The sequence below is a fragment of the Massilia sp. UYP34 genome (assembly GCF_056279385.1).
Genome location: NZ_JBWBRF010000028.1, coordinates 1 through 16,814 on the forward strand (window position 1 = coordinate 1; position 16,814 = coordinate 16,814).

Here is a 16,814-nt window from a genome sequence, read left to right on the forward strand (position 1 = left end):
GGACTGCTGAACCCAGCAATCAAGTCGTCGAGCATAGCCTTTGCTCGGAACAAAGGCCAGCTACGGCGAGGAAAATGATCGCACGGCACTGAACACCTAAGCACCAAGATGGGAACGGCCTCGATACTGCTCAGGGGATTTGTGTGCTTACTAATAAATCTCTTTTCCTAAGTAGGTCCGCAGCCCTTCCGCAGTGCCGGTTCCAAGACCTATGCACTCGCAACAACTACCATTTCGATGTCGAAAGTTTCTCGTAGATAAAGGTTTGTGACTGCGAGAAGTTCCTGCTGCCCTGAAGTGATCTTGTCTTTTGAGAGCCCAGGCTGAACGATAAAAACTTTGAATTTCACATCTAGAAGCTCTGCTTTATTCGCAATCCCGAGTAGCGTTCGGGCATCGCCTTTTTCGAATCGAGAAGCATTTTTGTTTTTGATCCGACTTGCATCGCGTGCCTGCATATGCGTAAAAAGCCCCCCGATATTTCCGCGCCAGTAAACACTCCTCTGGGCTTGACCGCAGACTACGTATAGGTCATCAATTCGTGCCCCCGGAATCGATTCTTTTGAAAATTTACAATGGTATAAATTTATCTGAATGCACTTATCTCGTACTTTTATCGCGATAACGTCTGCCACCTCGCGAGCATCATCATCATCGAACAAAATGTCGAACTGCTCATCAGGTTGTTGATTGCGCAATTCGGAGAGCACCCTGTACTGAATTGAGTCCGTACGTTTCCCTACACCTTGAGATTCCTTCTTGATATTTACTCCACTCCAGTCCCAGTGGAGGATACGACTCGAATCAAAAACTGCTCTTTTGCTGAGTGCGGGGAGCCTGAATATTTCGTTTGAAACCAACATGCTTCCGTCAGCAAAGAAAATTGTCGGTGGATTCGTTTCAAACCACGCTGCAATATCAAATTCGCGCCTCCCGATGAAGATAGTTGAGGTGGATACAGAACGCGGAATAAAGCTAATTCTTGCTTCTTCAAACTTCAGCTCATAAAGCGCTTCCGCTCCCTCAACACGGACCCTAATAACAATTGGGCCATCTGGCATGTTGTCAACTAGCTCAAGTGCCACATCAAAGAGCGGCGCAGAAACGGTTCCGATCTGAATCTGTACGTTCCGCTCGGGCTTCTGCAAGAGAACGCTATCCCACTCAATCGCAATTGGGACGACCTGAGGACGCGCCGAAATCGTCTCTGGCAAGATCACGTTCCTGAATATATCAGCGGTCGAGATGCTATCGTCAGTAAGTTTGCTTCCTACCACATGACACCAGTCTACCCACGCAGCGAGATCATATGCAATTTTATAGGACCAGACTCGTCCTTTTTGGGAACATCCATAGGTGACTTCATCGCCAGCTTCGTACCCTTTGCCGAAGAGGTTCGATTTCGTCTTATTTTCCCGTAATGCGTCGCTGAGTGCTTGTCCGATGTCTTGGCCAACATGCATAGAAAAACGGATAGCTTTACTGATAACATGACTTAACCCGAGATTCATGATGACGAACCGATTTACGTTGTGCAGGCACCGGAAAATGCTTTCACCTCTAATCAATTCGACATCACTGCCACCAACAGCCTTTGCTACGTCTTCATGCAAGCTGCTGTTATCGGAACTATTTATGAACAACAAGCCCTGTGTTTCGTTCCAGTGAACAATATATAGATTCCAGTTCACGTTGCTGAGTTCGCGCACATCGCCCCACGGCACGGCTTCTTCGTCCTTTGTCACAAGAACGAGAGTCTTCGTTTCTAAGTTTACAGTTGGACCAGTGTAAATGCGTGAGAATCCGATTCCTTCCACTACTCTATGCGGCATCCAATCTTTTATGGTCGTTTTGTAAACCACCGCACTCATTTTTGGAAAGATATTTTGGATTGGAAGAGAAAGCTTATCCGGATCGAATCCGCCGATAAACTCCGTTCGGCGAATCTGATTTTCGGTAGCTCCTTCACTTAACACTTTAAGGACCGCGTTCCAGTCTGCATTTTCGGCATAAAGGTTCTGGAGTCCTTGTTCCACCGCCGCATCGGCGATGTTGGCCACGACGGTGGCATTCCCGATTTTGTCAGTCGTTCTAGTAAAGCGGCCTACAAATTGAAGCGTGATCGCTAGACTCTTGTGCATGTCATGGAGCGCGGCTATCTTGAGTTCCGGCAGATCAAAGCCTTCACCCAGCATATCTACGCAAACAACAATTCTGGTCTCCCGGCGGCGTAGTGCAGCAAATCGTTCGGTACGCTCCGTTGAAGTCAGTTCGCTATGGATTAAAACTGGTTTATAATGTCCAGCCAATTGAAGGTAAAGGCCATGAATTTCTTCCGCGCGTATGATTGAAACGGCACGCGCCATCAAGATATGATCGCAACCTGCTTCGATGTCTTGTGTCAATGCAGCAGTCGCGGCTTCTAAGATCGCGCGGTCAGCTGAAGCGGGGGCGAACTCGCAGACCGAACGAAATTGAATAGGTTTGAAATATCCGCGCTGCTGAGCTCGGCTAAGAGGATAATTAAATATTACTTTTCCTCCGACTAGCTTACCATCGGTCCTAAACGGCGTAGCCGTGAATTGAAGGACAGGCTTACCTGAGAAGTACGCTTTGAATCCGTCCCATGTTTTTGCTGAGATGTGATGCGCCTCATCTATAAACAGGTGGGAGCAAAGACCCGCGATCCTGGCTTGGACATCGGCGCCACACATCCCGACAACATTCATCGTTGTAACAACAACATTGCATCGCGAAAAGAAGTCGTCTGCGTCTTCAATACTTGTGAACCGCTTCTGCGCGATGCCGACAATGGGATATTCAGCGGCAGAATCCACAATGCCGAAATGCTTCAGCCAGCCTAAGGTTATAAATTTTTCGGATATCTGCTCACGTAACGCCACCGTCGGGACCACAACAAGGAGCCTTTTTATCCGCTCACTTATCATCGTCGCTAGCATTGTCTCCGTCTTACCTGTTCCAGTAGGCATCACGACCGTAGCCGGGTCGCTCGACGAACGCCAATGTCCCAATATAGCGTGGAGCGCCCCGATCTGCGGCTCCCGCAGACCTGGATTGACCGATCCATCATCGTTCGTCGTCTCTTCTTTAAAATGGACGCTGTCAATCCAGCTCTGCCGTACACTCTCGCACAACGAAGTCGACGCGTCGACAGAAAGTGAGGCCGGAAGAAGTGTTGCGGGATGGATCCAGGCCGTCCTTTTCTTCCCGCGGTTATTAGCTATAGGTTGGACGTGCGGCGCTTGGTCCACGACATGTAGAACGCCGTCTACGCCTTCCGGTAATTCCGTAGTTCGGTCCCCGGCGAGTTGCGCGACGAATCCATTCGGAGTGACGACACGTATGATACCGGCGTCGGATAGACCGTGCTCTTCCGAGAATTTACTTCGCATGGAAGGCTGTCGCAACTGGACAAGCAAATTTCCACTTCCGAGTTTCCCATGAATTGCGAACAAAGGAGGTAAAACTGGAGCTAAAGCGATCGACATCGGTAGCCTAACATTAGATTTCAGTTAGGAAAGTATAAATATAATATTATAATTATCGCAAGCAGTAATTCAACTTATTACGACCGCGTCGTGGACGTCGTGGTGACTTGTTCAAGTTCAGCTCTTGACATGGAGACGCACGGACTACGTGACAGACCGGTACAGCGAACGCAACGAGCGACGCAAAAAGCAACCGATCGAAGCATCTCTCCTCGTTAGCCGCCAAGGCCGGCCTCCCCCAGCTCTCAGGGTGTGAACAAGAAAAAAAATCGTGACTGGCCAGTCGCCAAGGCCATCGGAACAAAGCGGAGTGATGAGATCAGGGCAGTCATCAATACCGGCCGAAGGCGCTGAAGCGCTCCCTCACGCACCGTCTGTTTCCACGGCAGCCTTTTCGCTAGGCCGGCGATGGAGCCCGCCATCACCAGCCCGTTCAGCACGGCTACCCCAGACAACAGGATAAAGCATACTGCTGCCGAAATCGAGAGTCGCAGACCGCGCAGCCAAAGCACCGCGATGCCGCCGATCAGGGCCAGAAGCACTCCAATAAAGATAACTTCAACTGCGCGCCATGAGCCAACGGCTGAGTAAAGCAAGACGACGATTAACGCGAAGCAAGCCGACACAACCACTGCCAGCCGCATGCGTGCACGCTCTGGGTTTTCAAACTGTCCGCCCCAGGTGAGCCATACGCCTGTCGGCACGCGAACGCCTGCGTTGATGTGACTTTCCGAAACAGATGCGACGTTCTAGAAATTACTGGGACTACCGGGTGTGAAATAGCGAAGTCCACCGCTTCTTGCTGAGTTACACTGGCTGCGACGAACTTCCGCTTTCGGCCCAGGCTGTGTAAAAACGCTGACCTAGGCAAAATCGCAGGCAGGCCCGGCCATCCAAAACGGTCACCACGGCGTTTTCCGAGGGTCGCTAATGGTAAAGCGACCCGTGAAAATGTGCCGACATCGCGTTTTTACACAGCCTGGGCCAAGAGCAGACATTCAACTCCCACATCCACCAGTCGATCATCTACTTGCATGAAACCAGACTTCCACGACGTAGCAGGATTATGGGAACGCGATGGATCGCTTCGAGACATCTACGTGCAGGATACCGAAGCTGTGCATTGGGATCGCTTCGATCAACTGCTCAGCCATTACGAATGCTCGTACACCTTTGACGGAGTGGCGGCCCCATTCCCAGGATCTCGTAGCGTTCTGGGAAATCGTGAAGGTTCACACATGTTGTCGATTTTGTTGGACGGCGCGGTTGAAATTTGCTGTCACTTCTTCATTTTCGAGCAGTTAGAACTCGACATCTCGCCCAAGGAAATTACTGGCCCATTGGAGCATGAGGCAGTGTTGTCATTTGTCGAGAACTTGGCGGAGGCTCTGGAACTCTCTGCGGACATCACGCCCGAAAACTCAGAGCAAACGCCGTTTCTGACGTACGTGCCGCGAAGCAGGACATGGCGCATACATGATGATCCTTAGTGGCTATCAACGTCCGCAATGGGTCGGATGCAGCCTGTCGCGCTGCTCCCTATTTTTCGGTTTGGCAACCTGCTATGCTGGCACGAACGGCCTGGTTCGGCCATGAGCCGACTGTCATTCAAAGATAGGTATTAACCGATTAGTCGTCGAGGACACGAAAAATATGGCATTTAGTAAGCAAAGGTCAGAACAGCACCTAATTGATCAGGAGGGCGAGCAACTCCTTCGTTCAAAGCTACCGAAGCACTGGGTTATGCGGGAATACCGTCCCGACTACGGTTTGGATTTTGCCGTCGAAACTTTTAAGTCCGGTGAAGGGGAAGGACGACCAGGCATGTATGAAACGCTGGGCGAGCACTTTTTCGTCCAACTCAAAAGTATAGCGGCTCCAGCAGTACTGCCGCTTTCGATCTTTGGTCGTGGGAATGTGGAAAAAGGGCCTGAGGCTCTCGATCGTGCCGACAAAGTTGCTGAGGTCGACACGTATCGTTTTCAACTGGAAACATCAGAATTGGTTACTGTCGAACGCATGGGCATCGGTGTTCCTGTCTTGCTCGTTATTGCGGATCTTGCAGCTCGACGATGCTCGTTTGTGTGTTTGAATGACTATGTTGACAAAATATTGACTCCCCGGCACGCAGATTACCGAAACAAGCAGAGCCGCACAATACATGTTCCAACGAGTAACGAAATCGGAACTGAAAGAGGCTTGGTGGCGCTTCGATGGTACGCGAAGAGACCAAAATTGTTAGCTGCATTTCAGCGCTTCACCTATCAATACTCAGAGCTTCAATGGGCTGAAAATGGAAACTGGCGAGGGTTAGCGGAGGTATTTGCCCGCAGAATAGCCGCCTATGATTTTTGGGACGATACTGAAATGTGTGTCCCAATAGCTTACGACGGGGCTGGATTGAAGCGCTTCCTTGCGACGGGCCAACCGTCCTTTTTTCCTATACCAGTTGAAACCCCACACGGAGTCGATCGAGCAGAATTCGAAAATTACTTTAAAAAATTAGATGTCTTCGAACTTTGGCGGCAATTATCACTCCTGCCGAAGACTTATGAAGACGTTTGGCGTGAGTGGTTTCTGCCAACCGCATTAGGACACGTAGCCTCATGAAAAGGCGGGGAGAGCAATTCATTTGCTTTGCTAAAGGTGACCTCGAATAACCCGCTCTCGGCGTGAGCAGAGCCAGGCGAAATGTGAGTCCGCGCTCCAGCATCGCTCAGTAGCGTGATTTTTAAAGCGCCAGGCACGCTGGCCCGGGCAGGTTTGGCAACCGCAGGCTGCCGAACTGCTTTTTAAAACGGCGCCAAGCCGCGTTCCTTCAAAAAGAGGAGACGCTTGAGGTTGTAACTGGCCGCCTTCAGCTGCAAGACGAACGTGGTGCGCACGATCCCCAGACAGCGCACCAGTTTGCCGCCCATCTGGGCCAAGGCCCCGAACACATGCTCGACGCGGGCGCGCGGCGTGGCGATCGCGCGGTTGCGCCGCTTCTGCGTCTCGGAAATGCCTTTGGTCGCATGCCCGCGCCGCTGAATATGCACGCGCCAGCCGGCTTGCTTCAGGCTGGTTTCGCGTTCAATGCTCGGATATCCCCGGTCGGCATAGACATCGCGGCTCGTGTTGTTCAGGTCGAGCAATTCCTCGAATACCGTGGTGTCGGCCACGGCAGCATGCGTGATGGCGATCTTGCGGATCAACTTGCAACGCTTGTCGACGCTGGCATGCAGCTTGTACCCGAAATGATTCTTGCCGTGCTTTCTGGTCCACTTGGCATCGACATCCTTTTGCGCGCGCTTGTGCGGTTTCCAGCTCAGCGGCATCGTGCCTTCCTTGACCGTCTCGGCTTCTTCCCGCTTGTTGCGCTGGACCGGGGCCTGCACCAGCGAGGCGTCGACGATCTGCCCGCAACGCGCCAGGTAGCCCTGCGACAGCAGCTGTTGCTGGACCTGCTCAAAGACCTGATTGCCTACGCCGGCCTGCGCCAGACGATCACGGAACAGCCAGATCGTCTTGGCGTCGGGGATGCTGCTGCTCTCGGTCAGGTCCAGGAAACGCAGGAAACTGCGGCGGTCCAGCAACTGGTACTCCAACGCGTCGTCGGCCAGGTTGTAGAGCTGTTGCAGCACCAGGATCTTGATCATCAAGACCGTCGGGTACGGCGGACGGCCGCCCTTGGCGCGCGAAGGACGCGGTGCGGCGGCATCGATGCGCGCCGCCAGCGCCTCGAAATCCACGTGCTCGGCCAAGCCCACCAACGGATCCCCCAGCCTTGCGCGCCGGTCCTCACGCTCCTGCTCGGCAAACAGACTGATACGGGGTTTCATCATGACGGCACTCGCTGGCTTGGTTCGATGTCAGGATTTTACCCAGCCGCAGGCGTCTCGGCCGAGGTTTTTAGAGGTGGCCTTAAGGCAGGAACTGCGTATCGAGCCGGGTGCCGCACAGCGCGCCGTCATAGCCAGGCAGCCCCGCGAGCACCTCCTTGAAAACGGCGCTCGCCATCGCCGTCTGCGTCGCCTTCAGGAGCGGCGTGTCCAGCGCGCCGGCATGGCAGGCCAGGAAATACCGTTCGCGTATGACCGGAATGAAGTCGAGATCGAAGCGCCGCGCCGCCGTCTTGACGCCGAAGCCCACGTCGGCCATGCCGCTCGCGACATAGGCCGCCACCGCCGCGTGCGTGAATTCGGCGGTGCCGGAACGGTTGATCACGGCCGGGTCGACGCCCAGGTCGGCCAGCAGCAGCTCCAGTAACACCCGAGTCCCCGATCCCTTCTGGCGGTTGACGAAGCGAAGATCCGACCGCCCCAGGTCGGCCAGGCTGGTGATGCCCTTCGGATTGTCCCTGGCCACGAACAGCCCCTGCATGCGGTACGCCAGGTGCAGCAGCGCGTGGCGCTCGGGGTCGAGCCAGGGCCGGTACTTGGCGGCGGCCGCCCCTTCCAGTTTCCCCACCGGCAAGTGAAAGCCCGCCAGGTCGCACTCGCCGCGCGCCAGCGCCGCCACCGCATCGCTGCTGCTCCGGTAATTGATGTCGACCGTGACGCCATGCTCGTTCAGCTGCGTCACCAGGGCGGCCACCGCGAACCCGTGCGAGGCGGTCAGGCGCAGCACCTGCGCGTCGCCGACCAGCACCCGCGCCAGTTCCTGCTGCAGTTCCGAGGCCAGGCTGTCGAGGGTCGGGGTCAGGCGGGCGTGGATGCGGCGGTCGGCCCACATCAGCTTTTCGGCGAGCGGCGACAGCACCGTGCCCTGCCCGCGCACCTTGTGCACCAATGGAACGCCGAACTGCGCCGAGAACTGCTGCAGCAGCCCCCAGGCATGGCGGTAGGACATGCCGCGCGCCGTGGCGGCCTTGCTGATCGAACCGAGTTCGCTCACCGCCAGCAAAAGCCCGAGCAGCGCCGGCAGCGCGGTCGGCGCGCCGGAGGCGTCGCGCACGAACCAGTCCGGCCGTATCTCCACTCTGATCATATGCAAAATCCTTCATATTGAACACCGGTGAATCGGGTGCTACTCTGGACCAAGCAGTGCATAAAAGCCGTTATATATGTTCCCATAAACATATGCAAGGCACAGATGGAGACACCATGAAATCACCCGATTACACCGAAGCGCGCCGCGTCATCGGCGACATCCTCGCACTTCATGCGCACAATGGCCTGCTTGGCCAGGACATGCTGCTGCCGGTGCTGCACGCCATCCAGGACCGGCTCGGCTTCATCCCGCCCGATGCGGTCGAGGGACTCGCCCACAGCTTCAATCTCTCGCGCGCCGAGGTGCATGGCGTGATCACCTTCTATCACTACTTCAAGACCACGCAGCCGGCGCGCTGCACGGTGCAGGTGTGCCGCGCCGAGGCCTGCCAGAGCATGGGCGCCGACGCCCTGCTGGCGCACGCCCGCCAGGCGCTCGGATGCGATCTGCATGAACACAGCGCCGACGGCGGCTTCGCCCTGGAACCCGTGTACTGCCTGGGCCAGTGCGCCACCGCGCCGGCCATCATGATCAACGACGCGGTCCACGCACGCGTGACGCCGGCGCGTTTCGACAGGCTGGTCGCGAAAGTTGCCACCAAGGCCGAGGAGGTCGCATGAGCGTGCGCATCTACGTTCCCGCCGATTCGTCGGCGCTGGCCCTGGGCGCCGACGACGTCGCCGCCGCGATTCGCAGCGAGGCCGCGCGGCGCGGCGTCGCCATCGACCTGGTGCGCAACGGCACCCGCGGCCTGCTGTACCTCGAGCCGCTGGTCGAGGTCGAGACGCCGAACGGGCGCATCGGCTTCGGCAACGTCGACGAAAGCGACGTGGCCGCCCTGTTCGATGCCGGTTTCCACGACGGCCAATCCACGCACCGCCTGGCGCTCGGCCTCGTCGAACAGATTCCGTATCTGGCCCGCCAGACCCGCCTGACCTTCGCCCGCTGCGGCATCACCGATCCGCTGTCGCTGGGCGAATACGAGGCCCACGGCGGCTACCGCGGCCTGCGCCAGGCCGTGACCATGAGCGGCGCCGACATCGTCGCCGCGGTCACCGCCTCGGGCCTGCGCGGGCGCGGCGGCGCCGCCTTCCCCACCGGGATCAAGTGGAACACGGTGCTGCGCGCGCCCGGCCACCAGAAATACATCGTCTGCAATGCCGACGAAGGCGACTCCGGCACCTTCGCCGACCGCATCGTCATGGAGAGCGATCCCTTCGTCCTGATCGAGGGCATGACGATCGCCGGCCTCGCGGTCGGCGCCACCCGCGGCTTCATCTATGTGCGCAGCGAGTATCCGCATTCGATCGCGGCGCTCGATCACGCGATCCAGACGGCCACGCGCGCGGGCCTGCTCGGGCCGAACGTCGCCGGCAGCGGCCGCGCCTTCGAGCTGGAAGTGCGCAAGGGCGCCGGCGCCTACATCTGCGGCGAAGAAACCGCCCTGCTGGAAAGCATCGAGGGCAAGCGCGGCGTGGTGCGCGCCAAGCCGCCCCTGCCCGCGCTGGCCGGCCTGTTCGGCCAGCCGACCGTCATCAACAACGTGCTGTCGCTGGCCTCGGTCCCGATCATTCTCGACAAGGGACCGCAGTATTACCAGGACTTCGGCATGGGACGCTCGCGCGGCACCCTGCCGGTGCAGCTGGCCGGCAATATCAAGAACGGCGGCCTGATCGAGCTGGCGTTCGGCGCCACGCTGCGCGAGATTCTGGTTGACTACGGCGGCGGCAGCGCCAGCGGCCGCCCGATCAAGGCGGTGCAGGTGGGCGGCCCGCTCGGCGCCTACCTGCCGCCGTCGCAGTGGGACACCCCGCTCGACTACGAAGCCTTCGCCGCCTTGTGGGCGGTGCTGGGCCATGGCGGCATCGTGGTCCACGACGACAGCGCCGACATGGCCAATCTGGCGCGCTACGCGATGGAGTTCTGCGCCGTCGAATCGTGCGGCAAGTGCACGCCCTGCCGCATCGGCTCCACCCGCGGCGTGGAGGTGATCGACAAGATCCGCGCCGGCGATGAGCGTCCCAAGCAGGTGATCCTGCTGCGCAGCCTGTGCGACACCATGCTCAATGGTTCCTTGTGCGCGATGGGGGGCATGACGCCCTACCCGGTGCTGTCGGCGCTGAACCACTTCCCGCAAGACTTCGGCCAGGTGGCCGGCGACGAATTGGCCGCCTGAACGGCGGCCCAGGAGAAAAGGCAATGATCGAAACCATCCTCACCCGCGACTTCGGCACGCCGGCGAAAGAAATCCACATCGCCACCGAGATGATCACCCTGACCATCGACGGCGTCCAGGTCACCGTCCCGGCCGGCACCTCGCTGATGCGCGCCGCGGCCGAGAACAGCATCAACATCCCCAAGCTGTGCGCCACCGACAGCCTGGAGCCGTTCGGCTCCTGCCGCCTGTGCCTGGTCGAGATCGAAGGCCGCCGCGGCTATCCGGCGTCGTGCACCACGCCGGCCGAGGCGGGCATGGTGGTGCGCACCCAGAGCGCCAAGCTGCAAGAGATCCGCAAGGGCGTGATGGAGCTGTACATCTCCGACCACCCGCTCGACTGCCTTACCTGCCCCGCCAACGGCAATTGCGAGCTGCAGGACATGGCCGGCGTCACCGGCCTGCGCGAAGTGCGCTACGGCTACGAAGGCGCCAACCACCTCAAGCTCGGCAAGGACGAGAGCAACCCCTATTTCACCTTCGATTCGTCCAAGTGCATCGTGTGCAACCGCTGCGTGCGCGCCTGCGAAGAGACGCAAGGCACCTTCGCGCTGACCATCTCGGGGCGCGGCTTCGACGCGCGCGTGTCGGCCGGCCAGGACGAACCGTTCATGCAGTCCGAATGCGTCTCGTGCGGCGCCTGCGTCGAAGCCTGCCCGACCGCCACCCTCACCGAGAAATCGGTCATCTGGCTCGGCCAGGCCGAGCACAGCATCACCACCACCTGCGCCTATTGCGGCGTCGGTTGCTCGCTCAATGCCGAGATGAAGGGCAACGAGGTGGTGCGCATGGTGCCGACCAGGGACGGCAAGGCCAACGAGGGCCATGCCTGCGTCAAGGGCCGCTTCGCCTGGGGCTACGCCACCCACAAGGACCGCATCCTGAAACCCATGATCCGCGCGAAGATCACCGACCCCTGGAAGGAAGTGTCGTGGGACGAGGCGCTCGACTACGCGGCATCCGAATTCAAGCGCATCCAGGCCAAGCATGGCCGGGACGCGATCGGCGGCATCGTCTCGTCGCGTTGCACCAACGAAGAAGGCTACCTGGTGCAAAAGCTGGTCCGCGCGGCGTTTGGCAACAACAACGTCGACACCTGCGCCCGCGTGTGCCACTCGCCGACCGGCTACGGCCTGAAAACGACGCTCGGCGAATCGGCCGGCACCCAGACCTTCAAGTCGGTGGAGAAGGCCGACGTGATCCTGGTCATCGGCGCCAACCCGACCGACGGCCACCCGGTGTTCGCCTCGCGCATGAAGAAGCGCCTGCGCCAGGGCGCGCGGCTGATCGTCATCGATCCGCGCCGCATCGACCTGGTCAGGTCGCCGCACATCCGCGCCGACTACCACCTGCAGCTGCGGCCGGGCACCAACGTCGCCATCATCAGTTCGCTGGCCCACGTGATCGTCACCGAAGGCCTGATGGCGAACGATTTCATCACCGAGCGCTGCGACCTGCGCGCCTTCGCGCAGTGGCGCGCCTTCGTCGCCCAGCCCGAGAACTCGCCGGAAGCGATGGAAGCGATCACCGGCGTGCCGGCGCAGCAGGTGCGCGAAGCCGCCCGCCTGTATGCGCTCGGCGGCAATGGCGCGATCTTCTATGGCCTGGGCGTGACCGAGCACGCGCAGGGCTCGACCGCCGTCATGGGCATTGCCAACCTGGCGATGGTCACCGGTAACGTCGGCCGCGCCGGGGTCGGCGTCAATCCGCTGCGCGGACAGAACAACGTGCAGGGCTCGTGCGACATCGGTTCGTTCCCGCACGAGCTGCCAGGCTACCGCCACGTTTCGGACACCACCGTGCGCACCCTGTTCGAACAGGCCTGGGGCGTGCCGCTGCAGGCCGAACCGGGGCTGCGCATCCCGAACATGTTCGAGGCCGCCCTCGACGGCAGCTTCATGGGCCTGTATTGCCAGGGCGAAGACATCGTCCAGTCCGACCCCAACACCCAGCACGTCACCGCGGCGCTCGAAGCGATGGAATGCATCGTGGTGCAGGACATCTTCCTGAACGAGACCGCCAAGTATGCCCACGTGCTGCTGCCGGGTTCCTCGTTCCTGGAAAAGGACGGCACGTTCACCAATGCCGAACGCCGCATCTCGCGCGTGCGCAAGGTAATGCCGCCACGGGCCGGCTATGCCGACTGGGAAGTCACGATGGCGCTGTCGAACCGGCTGGGGTATCCGATGAATTACCGCCACCCGTCCGAGATCATGGACGAGATCGCGCAGCTCACGCCGACCTTCAGCGGCGTGAGCTACCGGCGCCTCGACGAACTGGGCAGCATCCAGTGGCCATGCAACGACGCGGCGCCGGAAGGCACGCCGACCATGCACGTCGACGGCTTCGTGCGCGGCAAGGGCCGTTTCATCATCACCCAATACGTCGCCACCGACGAGAAGGTGACGCGCAAGTATCCGTTGATCCTGACCACCGGCCGCATCCTGTCGCAGTACAACGTCGGCGCGCAGACGCGCCGCACCGAGAACGTGCGCTGGCACGCCGAAGACCGGCTCGAGATCCACCCGCACGACGCCCAGGAGCGCGGCATCGAGGATGGCCAGTGGGTCGGTATCCACAGCCGCGCGGGCGAGACCGTGCTGCGGGCGATGGTCACCGAGCGCATGCAGCCGGGCGTGGTCTACACCACCTTCCACTTCCCCGAATCGGGCGCCAACGTCATCACGACCGAGAATTCCGACTGGGCCACCAACTGCCCCGAATACAAGGTCACGGCGGTGCAGGTGATGCCGGTGCAGCAACAGTCGGACTGGCAGCTGGAATATGCCCGCTTCAATCAGATGCAGCTGGGCCTGGCGGAGCCGGTCGCATGACGTGCGCCATCGACCTGGCGCCGCAAGACCATGTAGCGGCGGTGGCCTACGCGCCGAGCGCGCGCATGGCGGTCGCGCGCATGCGCGCGGGCGCGGCCGCACCGGAGGCCCCGACCGAGGATGAGCTGGCCGAAGAAGTGCCGGTGGCGCTCGAGTACAACGGCGTCTCGCACGCCGTGATGCTGGCGACGCCGGCCGACCTGGAAGAATTCGCGCTCGGCTTTTCGCTCAGCGAAGGCATCATCGCCTCGCCCGCCGAATGCTACGGGGTCGAGATCACACGCGGCGCGGCGGGCATCACCGCCCACATCGACGTGGCCGCCAAAGCCTTCATGCGCCTCAAGGAACGGCGGCGCAGCCTGGCCGGTCGCACCGGCTGCGGCCTGTGCGGCGCCGACAGCCTGGCCCAGGTGATCCGTCCCCTGCCGCTTCTCGCGCCCACGCGCGCGCTGTCCGGCGCGGCGATTCGCCGCGCCCTGGCGCAGGCCAGGACCCGGCAGCCGCTCAACCGCCTCACCGGCGCCACCCACGCGGCCTTGTGGTGCGGCCGTGACGGCGCGCCGCGCGCGGCGTTCGAGGACGTCGGCCGCCACAACGCCCTCGACAAGCTGATCGGTGGCCTGCACTTGCAAGGCGCCGACCTCGCCGATGGTTTTTGCCTGATCACCAGCCGCGCCAGCGTCGAGATGGTGCAAAAAGCCGCCACCGTCGGCATCGGCGCGCTGGTCGCCATCTCGGCGCCGACCGCCCTCGCCGTCCGTACCGCGCTCGGCTGCGGCCTGACCCTGGTCGCCTTCGCCCGCGGCGACGACTTCGTCGCCTACGCCCACGGCGCCAACATCGCTATGGAGTCCGCATGAACATCGACAACCTGGTCACCATGGCCAACCAGATCGGCACCTTCTTCGCGTCCTATCCCGACCCCACGGAGGGCCGCACCGAGATCGCCAACCACCTGCAGCGCTTCTGGGCGCCGCGCATGCGCAGCCGGCTGTTCCTGCACATCGACGAGACGCAGGGCGAAGGACTCAACCCGTTCGTGATCGAAGCCTTGCTGGAGCACCGGCGCGACCACATGCCGCCGCCGCCGCCGGGTGGCGACGCAGGTTGATTGCCAAAGTCATTCCGGCAACCTGAACACGTCATTCCCGCGGCGTGGATATGTCATTCCCGCGGCCTGGATGCGTCATTCCCGCGCAGGCGGGAATCCAAGCCCGTTATGCAGCCACTCCGTTAGAGCGCAGCGGCAACGCGTAAAACCTGGATTCCCGCCTTCGCGGGAATGACGTGCTTGGGTCGCGGAATGACGTGCTCGGGTCGCGGGAATGACGTGCTCGAGCCGTGGAATGACGTGCCCGGGCCCTGGAATGACGTGCCGGGGCCGCGGAATGACGTGCCGGGGCCGCGGAATGACGTGCCGGGGCCGCAGGACCAACATGAAGCGCACTTCCAGGCGCACGCTCAAGCCTGCGTTGTCTCGAGCTGGGCCAGGCGCGCGCGCAGCTTGCGTTCTTCTCCCCAGCGTTCGGTCTCGTCGCGCACCACGGCGACGATCGCCGACACTTCCCCGTCCGGCCCGTGCAGCAGCGCCACCGTGAAGGCGATCGACAAGGGTTTGTCGTCCTTGTGCACGGCCGGCACCCGCAGCACGTCGGCGCCATAGCGCGTCTCGCCGGTGGCCATGGTCTTGTGATAACCGTCCCAGTGCCGCTGGCGCTGGCGCTGGGGCACGATCAGGTCCAGCGACTTCCCGATGGCCTCGCTTTCGGTGAAGCCGAAAATGCGCGTGGCGGCGGCGTTCCAGAACGTGATGTCGCCTTGTGCATCGCAAACGATGACGCCGTCGCCCAGTGCCTGCAGCAGTTGTTGGAAATCGATATCAGCCTGCATGGTATCTCCCCCATGAAAAAAAAGGTGCGCGCGGCAGACCGCCGACGCGCACCGAAGTTTCGTTTTATCCAGCCAGTTCCGCGCTCACACCACCTGCTTTTCGTGCAGCGCCGCGATCTCGTTGCTGCTGTATCCCAGGCTTTCCAGCACTTCGTCGGTGTGTTCGCCCAGCAGCGGCGAGCCCTTGATCTCGACCTTCATGTCCGAGAACTTGATCGGGCTGCCCACGGTCAGGTACTTGCCCCGTTCCTTGTGCTCGACCTCGGCGATCGTGCCGCTGGCGCGCAGCGATGGATCGGCGGCGATTTCCTTCATCGACAGCACCGGCGAGCACGGGATGTCGTACTTGCGCAGGATGTCGACCGCCTCGAATTTGGTCTTGTCCTTCAGCCACTCCTCGATCGTCCCGAAGATGTCGAAGATCTTGTCCTGGCGCGCGAGGGCGGTCATGTACGCGGGGTCGTCGATCCACTCTTCCTTGCCGATCGCCTTGCAGATCGGCGCCCAGGCATGGCCCTGGATGGTGAAGTAGATATAGGCGTTGGGGTCGGTCTCCCAGCCCTTGCACTTGAGCACCCAGCCCGGCTGGCCGCCGCCGCCGGCATTGCCGCCGCGCGGCACGACATCCGAGAACTTGCCGTGCGGATACTGCGGATATTCTTCGAGGTAGCCGACCCGGTCCAGGCGCTGCTGGTCGCGCAGCTTGACGCGGCACAGGTTGAGCACGCTGTCCTGCATCGACACCGCCACTTTCTGGCCCTTGCCCGTGGTGTCGCGCGCACGCAGGGCGGTCAGGATGCCGATCGCCAGGTGCATGCCGGTATTGCTGTCGCCCAGGGCGGCGGCGCTGACGGTTGGCGGGCCGTCGTCGAAACCGGTGGTCGAGGCCGCGCCGCCGGCGCACTGTGCCACGTTTTCATAGACCTTCAGGTCTTCGTAGTGGTGACCGTCGCTGAAGCCCTTGACCGACGCCACGATCATGCCCGGGTTCAATTCCTTGATGTGCTCCCAGGTAAAGCCCATGCGATCGAGCGCGCCCGGGCCGAAGTTCTCCACCAGCACGTCCGACTCCTTGATCAGCTTGGTCAGGATTTCCTTTCCTTCTGGCTTCTTGGTGTCGAGCGTCAGCGAACGCTTGTTACTGTTGAGCATGGTGAAATACAGGGCGTCGACGCCGGGGATGTCGCGCAACTGCGAACGCGTGACGTCGCCCGCGCCGGGACGCTCGACCTTGATCACGTCGGCGCCGAACCACGCCAGCAGCTGGGTGCAGGCAGGGCCGGCCTGGACGTGGGTGAAGTCGATGATCTTGATGCCTTCGAGTGGTTTGCTCATGATGTCAGTCTCCTTTATGCAGTCGATATTGCGGAAACCACCGGCGGCCTCATGGGCGCC

Annotated in this window: 13 protein-coding genes; 7 read left to right on the top strand and 6 right to left on the bottom strand. The window is 60.6% G+C overall.

Annotation, left to right across the window (positions count from 1 at the left end; all coding sequences use genetic code 11):
• Positions 1-209: 209 nt before the first annotated feature.
• Both ACZ9AQ_RS22770 and ACZ9AQ_RS22775 read right to left on the bottom strand, forming a co-directional pair.
• Positions 210-3,509, bottom strand: a complete 3,300-nt coding sequence (locus ACZ9AQ_RS22770) for a DEAD/DEAH box helicase (RefSeq protein WP_429207290.1) — start codon at positions 3,507-3,509, stop codon at positions 210-212.
• 245 nt (positions 3,510-3,754) lie between these two features.
• Positions 3,755-4,231, bottom strand: coding sequence for an efflux RND transporter permease subunit (locus ACZ9AQ_RS22775; protein ID WP_429207297.1), 477 nt, complete (start codon positions 4,229-4,231; stop codon positions 3,755-3,757).
• 312 nt (positions 4,232-4,543) lie between these two features.
• On the opposite strand from ACZ9AQ_RS22775, the gene ACZ9AQ_RS22780 reads away from it, so the two are divergent.
• Together ACZ9AQ_RS22780 and ACZ9AQ_RS22785 are read left to right on the top strand one after the other, a co-directional pair.
• Complete coding sequence (locus ACZ9AQ_RS22780) at positions 4,544-4,999, top strand: hypothetical protein (protein WP_429207292.1); 456 nt, start codon at positions 4,544-4,546, stop codon at positions 4,997-4,999.
• A 163-nt stretch (positions 5,000-5,162) separates the two neighbouring features.
• Entirely contained in the window at positions 5,163-6,119 is a 957-nt protein-coding gene (locus ACZ9AQ_RS22785) for a DUF4365 domain-containing protein (protein ID WP_429207294.1), read from the top strand.
• Positions 6,120-6,301: 182 nt separating this feature from the next.
• On the opposite strand, the gene ACZ9AQ_RS22790 is transcribed toward ACZ9AQ_RS22785, so the two are convergent.
• Positions 6,302-7,330 (bottom strand): IS5 family transposase, encoded by a 1,029-nt coding sequence (locus tag ACZ9AQ_RS22790; RefSeq protein ID WP_476108417.1) that lies wholly within the window; start codon positions 7,328-7,330, stop codon positions 6,302-6,304.
• A gap of 82 nt (positions 7,331-7,412) precedes the next feature.
• Entirely contained in the window at positions 7,413-8,477 is a 1,065-nt protein-coding gene (locus ACZ9AQ_RS22795) for a substrate-binding domain-containing protein (protein WP_429206974.1), read from the bottom strand.
• Positions 8,478-8,680: 203 nt separating this feature from the next.
• Between ACZ9AQ_RS22795 and ACZ9AQ_RS22800 the strand changes: the two genes are divergently transcribed.
• The 5 genes from ACZ9AQ_RS22800 to ACZ9AQ_RS22820 are packed head-to-tail and all read left to right on the top strand — an operon-like array spanning position 8,681 to position 14,640.
• Positions 8,681-9,100, top strand: coding sequence for a formate dehydrogenase subunit gamma (locus tag ACZ9AQ_RS22800; protein WP_429206976.1), 420 nt, complete (start codon positions 8,681-8,683; stop codon positions 9,098-9,100).
• On the top strand, positions 9,097-10,656 hold the full coding sequence (locus ACZ9AQ_RS22805; protein WP_429206973.1) for a formate dehydrogenase beta subunit: 1,560 nt from the start codon (positions 9,097-9,099) through the stop codon (positions 10,654-10,656). The genes ACZ9AQ_RS22800 and ACZ9AQ_RS22805 overlap by 4 nt, the downstream gene beginning before the upstream one ends.
• 23 nt (positions 10,657-10,679) lie before the next feature.
• Positions 10,680-13,529 carry a formate dehydrogenase subunit alpha gene (gene fdhF, locus ACZ9AQ_RS22810; RefSeq protein ID WP_429206972.1) on the top strand — a complete coding sequence of 950 codons (2,850 nt, stop codon included), beginning with the start codon at positions 10,680-10,682 and terminating at the stop codon, positions 13,527-13,529.
• A complete protein-coding gene (gene fdhD / locus ACZ9AQ_RS22815; protein ID WP_429206971.1) occupies positions 13,526-14,389 on the top strand; it encodes a formate dehydrogenase accessory sulfurtransferase FdhD in 864 nt (287 codons plus the stop codon). The genes fdhF and fdhD overlap by 4 nt, the downstream gene beginning before the upstream one ends.
• Entirely contained in the window at positions 14,386-14,640 is a 255-nt protein-coding gene (locus tag ACZ9AQ_RS22820; RefSeq protein ID WP_429206970.1) for a formate dehydrogenase subunit delta, read from the top strand. Before fdhD ends, ACZ9AQ_RS22820 begins: the two co-directional genes overlap by 4 nt.
• 350 nt (positions 14,641-14,990) lie before the next feature.
• Here the strand turns inward: ACZ9AQ_RS22820 and ACZ9AQ_RS22825 are convergent, their stop codons facing one another.
• Both ACZ9AQ_RS22825 and frc read right to left on the bottom strand, forming a co-directional pair.
• Positions 14,991-15,419, bottom strand: coding sequence for a PAS domain-containing protein (locus ACZ9AQ_RS22825; RefSeq protein ID WP_429206969.1), 429 nt, complete (start codon positions 15,417-15,419; stop codon positions 14,991-14,993).
• Between the two features lie 84 nt (positions 15,420-15,503).
• A complete protein-coding gene (gene frc / locus ACZ9AQ_RS22830) occupies positions 15,504-16,754 on the bottom strand; it encodes a formyl-CoA transferase (protein WP_429206968.1) in 1,251 nt (416 codons plus the stop codon).
• Positions 16,755-16,814: the final 60 nt, after the last annotated feature.

Excerpts from the sequence above, each read along its gene's own strand:
- ACZ9AQ_RS22770 (WP_429207290.1), bottom strand. The coding sequence starts at position 3,509 with ATGTCGATCGCTTTAGCTCCAGTTTTACCTCCTTTGTTCGCAATTCAT.
- ACZ9AQ_RS22780 (WP_429207292.1), top strand. The coding sequence starts at position 4,544 with ATGAAACCAGACTTCCACGACGTAGCAGGATTATGGGAACGCGATGGA.
- ACZ9AQ_RS22785 (WP_429207294.1), top strand. The coding sequence starts at position 5,163 with ATGGCATTTAGTAAGCAAAGGTCAGAACAGCACCTAATTGATCAGGAG.
- ACZ9AQ_RS22790 (WP_476108417.1), bottom strand. The coding sequence starts at position 7,330 with ATGAAACCCCGTATCAGTCTGTTTGCCGAGCAGGAGCGTGAGGACCGG.
- ACZ9AQ_RS22795 (WP_429206974.1), bottom strand. The coding sequence starts at position 8,477 with ATGATCAGAGTGGAGATACGGCCGGACTGGTTCGTGCGCGACGCCTCC.
- ACZ9AQ_RS22800 (WP_429206976.1), top strand. The coding sequence starts at position 8,681 with ATGCTGCTGCCGGTGCTGCACGCCATCCAGGACCGGCTCGGCTTCATC.
- ACZ9AQ_RS22805 (WP_429206973.1), top strand. The coding sequence starts at position 9,097 with ATGAGCGTGCGCATCTACGTTCCCGCCGATTCGTCGGCGCTGGCCCTG.
- fdhF (WP_429206972.1), top strand. The coding sequence starts at position 10,680 with ATGATCGAAACCATCCTCACCCGCGACTTCGGCACGCCGGCGAAAGAA.
- fdhD (WP_429206971.1), top strand. The coding sequence starts at position 13,526 with ATGACGTGCGCCATCGACCTGGCGCCGCAAGACCATGTAGCGGCGGTG.
- ACZ9AQ_RS22820 (WP_429206970.1), top strand. The coding sequence starts at position 14,386 with ATGAACATCGACAACCTGGTCACCATGGCCAACCAGATCGGCACCTTC.
- ACZ9AQ_RS22825 (WP_429206969.1), bottom strand. The coding sequence starts at position 15,419 with ATGCAGGCTGATATCGATTTCCAACAACTGCTGCAGGCACTGGGCGAC.
- frc (WP_429206968.1), bottom strand. The coding sequence starts at position 16,754 with ATGAGCAAACCACTCGAAGGCATCAAGATCATCGACTTCACCCACGTC.